Source organism: Nocardioides sp. Leaf285 (assembly GCF_001422955.1).
In the GTDB taxonomy this organism is placed as follows: Bacteria; Actinomycetota; Actinomycetes; order Propionibacteriales; family Nocardioidaceae; genus Nocardioides; species Nocardioides kribbensis.
In genome coordinates this window covers 1,029,783-1,042,746 of record NZ_LMNH01000001.1, presented here as the reverse complement: position 1 = coordinate 1,042,746, position 12,964 = coordinate 1,029,783, and the positions used below count along the sequence as shown (strand labels likewise).

13 protein-coding genes are annotated in these 12,964 nt (G+C 73.3%); all 13 read right to left on the bottom strand.

Annotated features, from left to right (window positions below; genetic code table 11):
* Positions 1-81: 81 nt before the first annotated feature.
* The 13 genes from ASF47_RS04810 to ASF47_RS04750 all read right to left on the bottom strand — a co-directional run bounded on the left by ASF47_RS04810 (position 82) and on the right by ASF47_RS04750 (position 12,875).
* A complete protein-coding gene (locus ASF47_RS04810; RefSeq protein ID WP_056862989.1) occupies positions 82-2,331 on the bottom strand; it encodes a RelA/SpoT family protein in 2,250 nt (749 codons plus the stop codon).
* A 270-nt stretch (positions 2,332-2,601) separates the two neighbouring features.
* On the bottom strand, positions 2,602-3,162 hold the full coding sequence (locus tag ASF47_RS04805; RefSeq protein ID WP_056862764.1) for an adenine phosphoribosyltransferase: 561 nt from the start codon (positions 3,160-3,162) through the stop codon (positions 2,602-2,604).
* Positions 3,159-4,421, bottom strand: a complete 1,263-nt coding sequence (gene secF, locus ASF47_RS04800) for a protein translocase subunit SecF (RefSeq protein ID WP_056862763.1) — start codon at positions 4,419-4,421, stop codon at positions 3,159-3,161. Before secF ends, ASF47_RS04805 begins: the two co-directional genes overlap by 4 nt.
* A complete protein-coding gene (gene secD, locus ASF47_RS04795; RefSeq protein WP_056862762.1) occupies positions 4,421-6,280 on the bottom strand; it encodes a protein translocase subunit SecD in 1,860 nt (619 codons plus the stop codon). Before secD ends, secF begins: the two co-directional genes overlap by 1 nt.
* A 1-nt stretch (position 6,281) precedes the next feature.
* Positions 6,282-6,611 (bottom strand): preprotein translocase subunit YajC, encoded by a 330-nt coding sequence (yajC, locus tag ASF47_RS04790; protein ID WP_056862761.1) that lies wholly within the window; start codon positions 6,609-6,611, stop codon positions 6,282-6,284.
* A gap of 204 nt (positions 6,612-6,815) precedes the next feature.
* Positions 6,816-7,832 (bottom strand): Holliday junction branch migration DNA helicase RuvB, encoded by a 1,017-nt coding sequence (gene ruvB / locus ASF47_RS04785; protein ID WP_227489176.1) that lies wholly within the window; start codon positions 7,830-7,832, stop codon positions 6,816-6,818.
* A 49-nt stretch (positions 7,833-7,881) separates the two neighbouring features.
* Complete coding sequence (gene ruvA, locus ASF47_RS04780; RefSeq protein ID WP_056862759.1) at positions 7,882-8,478, bottom strand: Holliday junction branch migration protein RuvA; 597 nt, start codon at positions 8,476-8,478, stop codon at positions 7,882-7,884.
* Entirely contained in the window at positions 8,475-9,110 is a 636-nt protein-coding gene (ruvC, locus tag ASF47_RS04775) for a crossover junction endodeoxyribonuclease RuvC (RefSeq protein WP_056862758.1), read from the bottom strand. The genes ruvA and ruvC overlap by 4 nt, the downstream gene beginning before the upstream one ends.
* A 152-nt stretch (positions 9,111-9,262) precedes the next feature.
* Positions 9,263-10,030, bottom strand: a complete 768-nt coding sequence (locus ASF47_RS04770) for a YebC/PmpR family DNA-binding transcriptional regulator (RefSeq protein ID WP_056862757.1) — start codon at positions 10,028-10,030, stop codon at positions 9,263-9,265.
* Between the two features lie 81 nt (positions 10,031-10,111).
* Positions 10,112-10,711 carry a pyridoxal 5'-phosphate synthase glutaminase subunit PdxT gene (gene pdxT, locus ASF47_RS04765; protein ID WP_056862756.1) on the bottom strand — a complete coding sequence of 200 codons (600 nt, stop codon included), beginning with the start codon at positions 10,709-10,711 and terminating at the stop codon, positions 10,112-10,114.
* Positions 10,712-10,772: 61 nt separating this feature from the next.
* The gene (locus ASF47_RS04760) at positions 10,773-11,618 is read right to left on the bottom strand and encodes a hypothetical protein (RefSeq protein ID WP_056862755.1); all 846 of its coding nucleotides are present in this window, start codon (positions 11,616-11,618) and stop codon (positions 10,773-10,775) included.
* Positions 11,615-12,256 carry a TasA family protein gene (locus ASF47_RS04755; RefSeq protein WP_056862754.1) on the bottom strand — a complete coding sequence of 214 codons (642 nt, stop codon included), beginning with the start codon at positions 12,254-12,256 and terminating at the stop codon, positions 11,615-11,617. Before ASF47_RS04755 ends, ASF47_RS04760 begins: the two co-directional genes overlap by 4 nt.
* Positions 12,249-12,875, bottom strand: coding sequence for a hypothetical protein (locus ASF47_RS04750; RefSeq protein ID WP_056862753.1), 627 nt, complete (start codon positions 12,873-12,875; stop codon positions 12,249-12,251). The genes ASF47_RS04755 and ASF47_RS04750 overlap by 8 nt, the downstream gene beginning before the upstream one ends.
* Between the last annotated feature and the right edge of the window lie 89 nt (positions 12,876-12,964).

Here is a 12,964-nt window from a genome sequence, read left to right as displayed (position 1 = left end):
CTGACCGTTGAGACCTCTACCTGACCGTCATGACTGTCAGGTAGAGGTCTCAACGGTCGGTAATAGGTCGACCGGCGCGGACTACTGGGTGACGCGGTAGGCGTCGAAGACGCCGGGGACCCCGCGCACGGCGCGCAGCACCGTGTCGAGGTGCTTGGTCTCGGCCATCTCGAAGGTGAACCGGCTCTTGGCCACGCGGTCGCGCGTGGTGGAGAGGTTGGCCGAGAGGATGTTCACGTGTGCGTCGGAGAGCGCCATCGTGATGTCGGAGAGCAGCCGGGCCCGGTCGAGGGCCTCGACCTGGATGTTGACCAGGAAGGTCGACTTGGAGTCCGGCGCCCACTCGACCTCGAGCAGCCGCTCGGGCTGCGACTGCAGCGAGCTGGCGTTGGTGCAGTCCTGGCGGTGGACCGAGACTCCCCCGCCCTTGGTGACGAAGCCGAGGATCGCGTCGGGCGGCACCGGCGTGCAGCACTTGGCGAGCTTGACCCAGACGTCGGGCGCGCCCTTGACCACCACACCGGCGTCCCCGGCCCCGGCGACCTTGCTGCGACCGCGCCGGCCCGTGATCGTCACGGCCTCGGCGAGGTCCTCCTGCGCGCCCTCGCTGCCGCCGTGCAGGTCGATGACGCGGCGTACGACGGCCTGGGCCGAGAGGTTGCCCTCGCCGACCGCGGCGTAGAGCGCGGAGACGTCGCTGATCTTGAAGTGCTCGGCGGCCAGGGTGAGCGACTCGTGGGACAGCAGCCGCTTGAGGGGCAGCCCCTCCTTGCGCATCAGCTTGGCGATCTGCTCCTTGCCCTGCTCGATCGCCTCCTCGCGCCGCTCCTTGGTGAACCACTGGCGGATCTTGGAGCGGGCGCGCGGCGACTTCACGAAGGTCAGCCAGTCGCGCGAGGGACCGGCGTTGACCGACTTGGAGGTGAAGACCTCCACGACGTCGCCGTTCTCCAGCGTCGACTCCAGCGGCACCAGCCGGCCGTTGACCCGCGCGCCGATGGTGTGGTGGCCGACCTCGGTGTGCACGGCGTAGGCGAAGTCGACCGGGGTGGCCCCCGAGGGCAGTGCGATCACGTCGCCGCGCGGGGTGAAGACGTAGGTCTCGGCGCGGTTGATCTCGAAGCGCAGCGACTCCAGGAACTCGCCCGGGTCCTCGACCTCGCTCTGCCAGTCGAGCAGCTGGCGCACCCAGGTCATGTCGCCGCCGGTCTGGCCGGGCTCGGCGCGACGGTCGGTGTCGAGGCCGGCGCGGCCGTCCTCCTTGTACTTCCAGTGCGCGGCCACGCCGTACTCGGCGCGGCGGTGCTGGGAGAAGGTGCGGATCTGCATCTCGACGGGCTTGCCCTGCGGACCGATCACCGTGGTGTGCAGCGACTGGTACATGTTGAACTTCGGCATCGCGACGTAGTCCTTGAAGCGCCCCAGCACGGGGTTCCACCGGGAGTGGAGCACGCCGAGGACGGCGTAGCAGTCGCGGTCCTCCTCGACCAGCACGCGGATGCCGACGAGGTCGTAGATGTCGGAGAACTCCCGACCGCCCAGGATCATCTTCTGGTAGATCGAGTAGTAGTGCTTCGGGCGCCCGGTGACCTTCGCCTTGACCTTCGCCTCGCGCAGGTCGGCCTCGACCTGGTTGATGACCTCGGCCATGAACTGGTCGCGCGAGGGCGCACGCTCCGCGACCATCCGCACGATCTCGTCGTAGATCTTGGGGTGCAGCGTGGCGAACGCGAGGTCCTCCAGCTCCCACTTGATGGTGTTCATGCCCAGCCGGTGGGCCAGCGGGGCGTAGATGTCGAGGGTCTCGCGGGCCTTGCGCTCCTGGGTCTCCTGGCGCACGAAGCGCAGGGTGCGCATGTTGTGCAGCCGGTCGGCCAGCTTGATGACCAGCACCCGGATGTCGCGCGACATCGAGACGATCATCTTGCGGATGGTCTCGGCCTCGGCGGTCTCGCCGTAGCGGACCTTGTCGAGCTTGGTCACCCCGTCGACGAGGAGCGCGACCTCCTCGCCGAAGTCCTTGGTCAGCTGCTCGAGGGTGTAGTCGGTGTCCTCGACGGTGTCGTGCAGCAGGGCCGCGGCCAGCGTCGGCTCGGTCATGCCGATGCCCGCCAGGATGGTCGTCACCGCGAGCGGGTGGGTGATGTAGGGGTCGCCGCTCTTGCGCATCTGCGAGCCGTGGTGGTGCTCGGCGGTGGCGTAGGCCCGCTCGAGCAGCGCGAGGTCGGCCTTCGGGTGGTTGGCGCGTACGGCGCGGAACAGCGGGTCGAGCACGGGGTTGGTGCCGCTCTGGCCGCTGCGCGTGCCCATCCGGGCCAGCCGGGAGCGCATGCTGCGTGACGACGGCGCCTCGACCTGGCGGTGGTCGGCGACGCGGTCGGGGCGCCGCGGGGGCGTGCGGGTCGGCTGGCGCGGCGCGCCCGGGCGGTCGACCGGCGTGCCGGGCTCGACGCGGGGCGCAGGGCCGGACGAGGACGGGGCGGAGGCGGCCTCCGGCGCGGCGCCCGGGGAGGAGTCGGCGGGGCCGGGCGCACCGGACCCGGTCTGCGGGGCCGTGCGCTCCTCGGTCACCTGGTCAGTCTAGTCCGTGGCCGGGCCGGGTCAGACCGTCATCAGCGTGGTCACCGGCAGCTCGCCGAGCGCCTCGCGCCAGGGCAGGAAGGACAGGTCCATCAGCACCGCCACGCCGACGACGCTGCCGCCGCACTGCTCGACCAGCTGCTGGGTCGCGCGCGCCGTGCCGCCGGTGGCGAGCACGTCGTCGACGAGCAGGACGCGGTCGCCGGGGGCGATGGCGTCGCGGTGGATCTCCAGCGTGGCCTCGCCGTACTCCAGGGAGTAGGAGACGCCGTGGGTCTCGCGGGGCAGCTTGCCCTCCTTGCGCACCGGGACGAAGCCGGCACCGAGGGAGAGCGCCACCGGCGCGGCCAGGATGAAGCCCCGCGCCTCCATGCCGACGACCTTGTCCACCACGCTGTCGGCGCCGGAGCGCCCGGCCGAGGCCAGCGCGGCCACCACGGCGCTGAGGCCGTCGTGGTCGGCGAGCAGCGGGGTGATGTCCTTGAACACCACGCCCGGCTCGGGGTAGTCGGCCACGTCGAGGATCAACCGGGCCAGGGCGTCACGGGCGGGGGCGAGCGGGTCCTCGCCGGGCGAGGTCACTTCTTGCCGCGCTTGGATCGGGTCTGGCGCGAGGGCTGCTGCCGACCGGCGGCGCGGGAGTCGGCGACCGGACCCCGCGACGGGGGCACCACCCGACCGCGTCCCACCGCCTCCGAGGCCCGCGGGGGTGCGGTGCGCGGGGCGTTGCCGGCGATCTGCGGCCGGTCGCGGTCGACGACAGGGCGGTCGGCCGGGTCGGCGCCCGGCTCGTCCTCGACCGGCATGTCCTCGGCGAAGCTCGGCACGGTGGCGTAGGGGTCGGCCATGGCCCGGGCCCGGGCCTTGGCGCGCTTCTCCTCGAGCTTGACCTCGGTCTCCGAGGACTTCATGTGCACCAGCAGGCGGGGCGCCAGGAAGATCGAGGAGTACACACCCACCGCCATGCCGACGAACTGCGACAGCGCCAGGTCCTGCAGCGAGCTCGCACCCAGCTGCACGGTGCTGACGTAGAGGATCGCGCCGATCGGGATGAGCGCGACGATCGCGGTGTTGATCGACCGGACCAGCGTCTGGTTGACCGCCAGGTTGGCGGCCTCGGCGTAGGTGTAGCGGGTGCGGCGCAGCTCGGCCGACGTCGTGTTCTCGCGGACCTTGTCGAAGACGACGACGGTGTCGTAGAGCGAGAAGCCGAGGATCGCCAGCAGACCGGTGACAGCCGACGGTGTCACGGGGAAGCCGGAGAGGGCGTAGATGCCGATCGTGATGGCGATGTCGTGGAAGAGCGCGACGAGCGCGGCCACCGACATCTTCCACTCGCGGAAGTAGGCCCAGATGAAGAGCACCACGAGGATGAGGAAGATGACCACGCCGAGCACGGCGCGCTGGGCGACCTGCTGGCCCCAGCTCGGGCCGATCTCGGTCTGGGAGATCGCGTCACCCGACGCGCCGGTGACGTCGTCGATGATCTGCAGGATCGCGTCGTTGTCGGCGTTGGAGAGGTTCTCGGTCTGCACGATGAGCGCGTCGCGGCTCGAGGTCGTTACCGTGGGCGTGCCCGCGGCCTCGATCCCGGAGTCGGCGATCTCCTGGCGCAGCTCGTCGGCGGTGTCCTGGGTCGCGGAGCTCGCAGCGACGTCGACGTCGAACTGCGTGCCGCCGGTGAACTCCACGCCGAAGTTGAGGCCCTTGAGCAGAACGATGGCGATCGCCGCGGCCACGAGCAGCACCGAGACGAGGTACCAGGGGCCGCGCTTGTTGACGAAGTCGATCGACTTCCGACCGCCGTAGAGGTCGTTGCCGAGCCGTGAGAACGTGCCCATCAGGCCTTGCCTCCTGCCGTGGCCGGGACCCGGTCCATGCCCAGGGTCTCGGGGCTGAGGCCGGAGAGCCGACCGCCGCCGTTGAAGAACGAGTAGCGCGCGAGGTAGGACACCATCGGCTTGGTGAACCAGAACAGCACCGCGAGGTCGATCAGCGTCGAGAGGCCCAGCGCGAAGCCGAAGCCCTTCACGACGCCGGTCGCGAAGATGTAGAGGACCGCCGCGGAGAGCAGCGAGACCACGTTGGCGGCCAGCCGGGTGACCCGGGCGCGCTGCCAGCCCGACTCGACCGCGACCCGCATCGACTTGCCCTCCCGCATCTCGTCGCGGATGCGCTCGAAGAAGATGATGAAGGAGTCGGCGGTGACACCGACCGCGATGATGAGACCGGCGATGCCGGGCAGGGTCAGCGTGAAGCCCGCGCCGGCGCCCAGGAGCAGGACCATGGCGTAGGTGATGGCCGCCGCGACGGCGAGCGAGCCGACGACCACTAGGCCCAGGCCGCGGTAGTAGACCAGGCAGTAGAGCATCACCAGGAGCAGGCCGGCCGCGCCGGCGTAGATGCCCGCGCTGAGCTGGCTGCCCGCGAGCGAGGGGCCGATCGTCTCGACCGAGGTGTCGCCGAAGGCGATCGGCAGCGAGCCGTACTTCAGGCTCGTGGCCAGGCTGTCGGCCTCCTCCTCGCCGAAGTCGCCGGTGATCTGGGCCTCGCCGTTGAGGATGGGGGTGTCGATGGTGGGCGCGGAGATCACGCCGCCGTCGAGCACGATGGCGAAGGGGCGCTCCTGGCCGGCCAGGGCCTGGGAGACCTCGCCGAAGGTGTCGGTGCCCTCGCCGTTGAACGACAGGGTGACCGCCCAGCCGACCTGGCCCTGCGGGATGCCCGCGGCGGCGTCGGTGAGGTCGGTGCCCTCGATGATCGAGCTCGACAGCAGGTAGGGGATGCCCTCGTCGTCGCAGGTGATGAGCGGCGTGGCCGGGTCGTCGGGCATGGCCTGGCCGGTGCCCTCGGCGGGACACTGGTACGCCGTGAACGCCTCGGCGCACGCCGGGGTGGGGCTGTTGATCCAGGCCAGCGGGTCGGCCAGGGTCTCGTCGTCGGCGGCTGCCGCCAGGCAGCTGTCGATCGCGGCCTGGCCGCCGGCGGCGGCGCCCGGGCCGGCGCTGCCCGAGGGCGAGGCGCTGCCGGAGGGCTCGGCCGAGGGGCTGGTGCTCGCACCGTCGCCGGCCTGGCCGCTGGGCTGGTCGCTGGGCTGGCCGCTGGGGCTGGGCGAGGCCGTGCCGGAGGTGAGCAGGTCGCGCTGGGCGAAGCCGGGAGCGGGGCGGTTGTTGCCGCTCTGACCGGCGCCGTCCTGCTGGCCGCCCTGCTGCTGGCCGTTCTGCTGACCGTTCTGGGTGCCGCCCTGCTGGCCACCCTGCTGGCCACCGGGGGTGGTGGCGCCGGGCACCTGCGTGCCGGGGTCGGTGCTCACCTGGCCGGTCGCGCCGCAGGCGGTGCCGAGCAGCGGGGAGCACGCGACGAGACGGAAGCGGAGCTGGGCCGTGCGCTGCACGGTCTCCTCGAGGTCGCTCTGGTCCTCGCCGGGGATCTCGACGGTGATGTTGCCGCTCGAGGTCGTGACCTCGCCCTCGGAGACGCCGGAGCCGTTGACGCGGTCGTCGATGATCTGGCGGGCCTCCTCCAGGTTCTCCTGCGAGGGGTCGCCGTCGGGGATCAGGACGATGCGGGTGCCGCCCTGGAGGTCCAGGCCCAGGGCCGGCTTCCAGGTGCCGGCCAGCGCGGTGAGCCCGTAGAGGATCGCCACGCCGAGGAAGAACACCACCAGGGTGCGGCCCGGACGGGTCGAGGGGCGCGCCACGTCAGCGCTCCTCGGTCTCGGCGCGGCCCTCGCCGAGGGCCGGCCCGTCGGTCGGGTCCTCGAGCGGGTCGTGGGCGGGGATGATCGAGCCGATCGCCCCTCGCACCACGCGGATCACGACGCCGTCGGCGATCTCGACCCCGACGTGCTCGTCGGTGATCTCGCGGACCTCGCCGAAGACGCCCGAGGTCAGCATCACCCGGTCGCCGACGGTGAGGGAGCCCTGCATGCGCACGAGCTCCTTCTGGCGCCGGGTCTGCGGCCGGATGATCAGCAGCCAGAACACCAGCGCGATCAGGATGATCGGCAGCAGGTTGACGAGCGTCGACACGACAAGACCTCTCGAGCAGGGAGTGGGTGCAGGGCCGCGGGACCCCGGAGGAGTCCCGGGGGCGACCGACGGCAAAGTGTAGCCGTGGCCCAGGCCACGTCGTGCACCACCGTGCCCGGCGGGGCGCGCACCGCCACACCCTCTCGGACCAGGTCGTGCGGGCCCGGCGCGCGGCGGCGGCGTGGCCACGCGGCGCGCGACCGCTCAGTCGTCGAAGAGCGCCGTGTCGGCCACCGCGGCGGGTGCGGCCAGGCCGAGGTGGTGCCAGGCCGCGCGGGTGGCGATGCGCCCGCGGGGGGTCCGGGCCAGGAAGCCGTTGCGCACCAGGAAGGGCTCGGCGACCTCCTCGACGGTCTCGCGCTCCTCCCCCACGGCCACGGCGAGGGTGGAGACCCCCACGGGGCCGCCGCCGAAGCGGCGGCACAGCGCGTCGAGCACGGCCCGGTCGAGCCGGTCGAGGCCGAGCTCGTCGACCTCGTAGAGATCGAGCGCCGCGCGCGCCACGTCGAGGGTGACGACGCCGTCGGCGCGGACCTGCGCGAAGTCGCGCACCCGGCGCAGCAGGCGGTTGGCGATGCGCGGGGTGCCGCGCGAGCGCGAGGCGATCTCGCTGGAGCCGTCGGGGCGCAGCTCGACCCCGAGCAGGCCCGCCGAGCGGTGCACGATGCGGTCGAGCTCGTGGGGCTCGTAGTACTCGAGGTGGGCGGTGAAGCCGAAGCGGTCACGCAGCGGGCCGGGCAGCAGCCCGGCACGGGTGGTCGCGCCGACGAGGGTGAAGGGCGGGATCTCGAGCGGGATGGCGGTGGCGCCGGGCCCCTTGCCGATGACGACGTCGACGCGGAAGTCCTCCATCGCCATGTAGAGCATCTCCTCCGCCGGGCGCGACATCCGATGGATCTCGTCGACGAAGAGGACCTCGCCCTCGTTCATCCCCGACAGGATCGCGGCCAGGTCGCCGGCGTGGGTGATGGCCGGGCCGCTGGTCAGGCGCAGCGGTGCGGTCATCTCGTGGGCGATGATCATGGCCAGCGTGGTCTTGCCGAGACCCGGCGGGCCCGACAGCAGCACGTGGTCGGGCGAGCGCCCGCGCATCCGCGCCGCCTCCAGCACCAGGCCCAGCTGGTCGCGCACCCGGGCCTGCCCGACGACCTCGTCGAGGCTGCGCGGTCGCAGCGCGGCCTCGACCGCACGCTCGTCGCCCTCGGCCTCGGCGGCGGTCAGGGACCCGAAGTAGGCGTCCTCGGCGGCCGCGAGGTCCTCCTCGCGCACGTCAGGCCCTGCTCAGCGAGCGCAGCGCAGCGCGCAGGAGCGCCGCGACGTCGGGCACCGGCCCCGCCTCGGGGGCCACGGCGTCAACGGCCTTCTCGGCGTCCTTCGCCGACCAGCCCAGACCGACCAGACCGGTCGCCACCTGCTCACGCCACGGCTCGGCCGAGGCGGCGGCCGGCGCCGAGCGACCGCCGACGGGCGCGCCGAGGCGGTCCTTGAGCTCCAGGATGATCCGCTGCGCGCCCTTCTGCCCGATGCCGGGCACGCGCGTGAGGGTCTTGACGTCCTCGGCCGAGACTGCGCGGCGCAGGTCGTCGGGCGCGAGCACGGCCAGCACCGCCTGGGCCAGCTTGGGACCGACGCCGGAGGCGGTCTGCACGAGTTCGAAGCAGGCCTTCTCGTCGTCGTCGAGGAAGCCGAAGAGCGTCAGGGAGTCCTCGCGCACCACCATGCTGGTGGGCAGGGTCGCCGGCTGCCCCACGCGCAGCGACGCCAGGGTGCCGGGGGCGCAGAGCAGCTCGAGCCCCACGCCGCCCACCTCGAGGACGGCGCTGGACAGGCCCACCGTGGCCACCTGGCCGTGCACGAACGCGATCACCTGCTGCTCCTCCCGGCCGCGACCTCGGCGGCCTGCTCCAACGCGCGCCTGCGCGCCTGCTGCTGGACGGCCCGCTGGGCCCTGACCTGGGCGTCGACCTGCGCCTGCCGGTGGGCGCGCGCGCCGCTGGCCCCGACGGCGGCGTCGATGCGCTGCTGGGCCCCGCCGCGCCAGATGTGGGTGATGGCCAGGGCCAGGGCGTCGGCCGCGTCGGCCGGCTTCGGCGGCGCGTCGAGGCGCAGGATCCGGGTCACCATCGCCCCGACCTGCTGCTTGTCGGCGCGACCGTTGCCCGAGACCGCGGCCTTGACCTCGCTGGGGGTGTGCAGCGCGATCGGCAGCCCGCGTCGCGCCGCGCACACCATGGCGATCCCGCTGGCCTGCGCCGTGCCCATCACCGTGCTCACGTCGGAGCGGGCGAAGACCCGCTCCACCGCGACGGCGTCGGGTGAGAACTCGTCGAGCCAGGCGTCCACGCCCTTCTCGATGGTGACCAGGCGCTCCGCGACCGGCAGGTGCGAGGAGGTCCGCACCACGTTGACGTCGACGAGGGTCAGCGGGCGGCCCACCGACCCCTCCACCACCCCGAGGCCGCAGCGGGTCAGGCCGGGGTCGATCCCGAGCACCCGCATCGCGCCTCCTGGTCCTCGCACCGGGCCTCGGTGGGCCGGCGTCGTGTCGAACATGTGTTCGCAGGCAACGCTACCCACCACGACCGGCCTGGGCCGCGGCGACACGCGGGCCGGGGCCCAGCCTCGGGAGCAGCCTCGGGAGCGGCCTCGGGTCAGGCGTCCTCGAGCTGGGCCATGACGTCGTCGGCCACGTCGAAGTTGGCGTAGAGGTTCTGCACGTCGTCGAGGTCCTCCAGGACGTCGACGAGGCGGAACATCTTGGCCGCGGCGTCCTTGTCGAGCGCGACCTGCATGTCGGGCACGAAGGAGGCGTCGGCGGAGTCGTAGTCGATGCCGGCGCTCTGCAGCGCGGTGCGCACCGCCACCAGGTCGGTGGGCTCGGAGACGACCTCGAAGGCCTCCCCCAGGTCGTTGACGGCGTCGGCGCCGGCCTCGAGGGTCGCCTCGAGCACGTCGTCCTCGGAGACGGTCTTCCCCTCCTGCTGCGCGGGCACCACGACGACGCCCTTGCGGTGGAAGAGGAAGGACACCGAGCCCGGGTCGGCCAGCGAGCCGCCGTTGCGGGTCATGGCGGTGCGGACCTCCATGGCGGCGCGGTTCTTGTTGTCGGTGAGGCACTCGATGAGCATCGCGACGCCGGAGGGGCCGTAGCCCTCGTACATGATCGTCTGGTAGTCGGCGCCGCCGGTCTCCGCACCGGAGCCGCGCTTGACCGCGCGGTCGATGTTGTCGTTGGGCACCGAGGACTTCTTGGCCTTCTGGATGGCGTCGTAGAGCGTCGGGTTGCCGGTGGGGTCACCGCCGCCCATGCGGGCCGCGACCTCGATGTTCTTGATCAGCTTGGCGAACATCTTGCCGCGCTTGGCGTCGATCGCGGCCTTCTTGTGCTTGGTGGTCGCCCACTTGGAGTGCCCCGACATGCGTTCCCTCTTCCCGTCCGTCCACGCCCTGCTCCCGGCGCACCGGGGCGGTCGTGCTTGTCGAAGTGCTGCGCCGGCCGGTCAGCGCTCCCGGACCAGGTCGAGGAACAACCCATGGATGCGGGTGTCCTCGCCGACCTCGGGGTGGAACGAGGTGGCCATGAGCGGGCCCTGCCGGACCGCGACGATCCTACCCACGGCCGGACCGTGCGCCACACGCGCGAGCACCTCGACGTCGTCGTCGACGGCCTCGACCCAGGGCGCGCGGATGAAGACGGCGTGCACCGGGGAGTCGAGGCCGGCCACGTCGAGCGGGCCCTCGAAGGAGTCGACCTGGCGCCCGAAGGCGTTGCGGCGCACCGTGACGTGCAGCCCGCCGAGGGTCTCCTGCCCGGGCGCGGCGTCCTCGACGCGGTCGGCCAGCATGATCATCCCCGCGCAGGTGCCGAGCACCGGCAGGCCCTCGGCGATCCGCTCGCGCAGCGGTCCGAGCAGGTCGAAGACCCTCGCCAGGCGGATCATCGTGGTCGACTCGCCGCCCGGCACGACCAGCGCGTCGACGGCGGCCAGCTCCGCCGCGCGGCGTACGCCGGTCGCCTCGGCCCCCAGCGCCCGCAGCGCGCGGACGTGGTCGACGACGTCGCCCTGGAGGGCGAGGACTCCGATGCGGGGTGACGGCACCGGGCGATCGTAGGGCCGGGCCCGGATCCCCGCGCGGGCAGGTGGGAGCGCGCGGGGCGGGTCAGGTGGTGGAGAAGGTGCTGGTCGCGGTGGTCGCGTTGCCGGCGGCGTCGACGGCACGGACGGTGAGGGTGAAGGCCGCCGCGCCGAACGTGTTGGGGTAGGCGGTCTCGGGCGAGCCCGGCACCCGCCAGGCCGTGCCGCCGACCAGCGTGGCCGGCTGCTGGCCGAGCAGGCAGGTGGCCGAGGCCCACGCCGACCCGTTCCAGCACACCGTGCTCGCACCCAGGCCCGTGCCGCTGCGCCGCTCCAGGCGGTAGGTGACCGCGGTGGTGGCGACGTTGTCCGACGTGGAGCCGCAGGCCACCCCGCCCGCCGGGCAGCCGGCGGCGACCTTGGTCGAGAACGAGCTGGACGAGGAGGACGTGCCGGTGGTCGGGAAGCCCACGGCGAGCGCGGGGGCGACGGTGTCGGAGGAGCCGGCCACCGGCACCGCGACCCGGTCCGACTCCTTGCTCCAGGCGGCGCCGACGGTGGCGACGAGGGAGTAGTACGTGGTGGCGAGCAGCGGCGCGCCCGCGTCGGAGCAGGTCGTGGTGGGCGCCGTGGTGGCGCAGGCCTGCACGCTGGTGCCGCCCGTGGCCGCGCTCCAGCGCAGCACCCGGTAGGTGCCGGCCGTGCCGGTGCCCGCCGGTGTGGCCGCCCAGCTCAGGGTCACCGCTCCCGCCAGCGAGCGGGCGCCCACGGGCGCTCCGGGCTTGGCGATCGCCCCACTGGTGAGCTCCCCGCTGGTCGCGGCGGCCGAGTCGGAGAAGGCGGCCAGGGTCGTGGGGGTCCTCGACCCGAGGGTCGTGCCGACACCCAGCCCCAGCAGGAGCGCGAGCACCACGAGCGCTGCGCGGCTCACGCGGCGACCTGGGTGGCGGCGAGCGCGACGGAGACGGTGCTCGGGGTGGTCTTGGACTGGAAGGTGTCGGCGGTCTCGAAGGGGAGGCTCACCTTCACGCACAGCGTCAGGGAGGCGGCGACGTCGAGCCGGGTCGCCGTGGTGGGCGACAGCGGCGTGCCGCCGGAGCACCCCTCGGTGCGGGGGTAGGTCGCGTCGTCGCCGGTCTGCGTCGACCCGGCGAGCACCTCGACCACCAGCGGCGTGGCCAGGTCGCCCGCCTTGGTGGCGCTGGCGCGGAAGGTGAAGGGCGCGTCGCCGGCGTTGCGCACGGTGAGCGTCGCGGCGACGCTCTCGCCCGGCACCATCGTGGCGAGCGCGAGGTTGGTGGCGGCGTAGGCGGTGGGGTTGCCCTGGGCGCCGTCGACGGTGAGGTCGAGGCGCCCCGTGGTGAAGGAGCCGCTGGCCACGGTGTCGGTGTCGCTCCAGAAGGCGAAGGTGCCCTGGCTGCCGGCGCCCAGCACCAGTCCCCCGGCCAGTGCCAGTGCCGCCCAGCCCTTGGTGGCCCGGCCGCGCCGCGGCACCACCGCCCGACGGCGGCCCGTGGGGCGGGTGAGCGCGGGCCGGGACGGCCGCTGGGTCCTGCGGTGCTCAGCCACGGAGCACCACCGTGTCGTCGCGGAAGCCGTTGACGTCCTGGGTCAGGCGGAGCTCGAGGGACACGCGCGATCCCCGGCCCTGGGTGCGGTTGCCGGCGGTGTAGGCCAGGGCGGCGACGACCCGCACGTGCACCAGCCGGCCCGGGCGCAGGTGGTAGGCGAGCACGACCGGGGCGGTGCGCCGCAGCGACCCCTCCACCCGGGCGAGGCTCCGCGTGAGGTCGCGGCTGGGAGCACCGCGACGCGCACGACCCGCCACCCGCACGCTGAACCGGTCTGCGCTCAGCAGCGGCCTCGCGCCGCGCGAGGCCACGGTGAGGGTCAGGTCGGCCGGCGCCGGGCCGTCGTTGCGCACCCAGAAGTCCCCCGCGCGCCGCTCCCCCGGCACCCAGCGGGCCCCGCGACCCCACACGGGGCCGTCCCAGGCCGAGGTGAAGGCGCGGTCGCGCGACACGGCGAGGTACGACGACACGTCGGTGTCGCGCAGCGCCGACTCCTCGGCCCGGCTCGCACCCGCCCCGGGCGGCCCGGCTGCCGGGCGCATCGCGACGGTGCTCACCGGCAGCGCGACCAGGACGGCGGCGACGAGCACCGTGCGGAGGCGACGGGCGTGCGACACGGTGGCTCCTCTCCTGGGTCGGTCGGGCGGGCGGTCGAACGGACGGGCGGGCGGCGGCGCATCCGCGGACGATCGCGGTGTGCGGTGCA

Bases quoted from the DNA above. Each gene is read 5' to 3' on its own strand.
- ASF47_RS04770 (WP_056862757.1), bottom strand. From the start codon at position 10,030: ATGTCGGGGCACTCCAAGTGGGCGACCACCAAGCACAAGAAGGCCGCG.
- secF (WP_056862763.1), bottom strand. From the start codon at position 4,421: ATGGGCACGTTCTCACGGCTCGGCAACGACCTCTACGGCGGTCGGAAG.
- ASF47_RS04810 (WP_056862989.1), bottom strand. From the start codon at position 2,331: ATGCGCTCCCGGCTGGCCCGGATGGGCACGCGCAGCGGCCAGAGCGGC.
- ruvC (WP_056862758.1), bottom strand. From the start codon at position 9,110: ATGCGGGTGCTCGGGATCGACCCCGGCCTGACCCGCTGCGGCCTCGGG.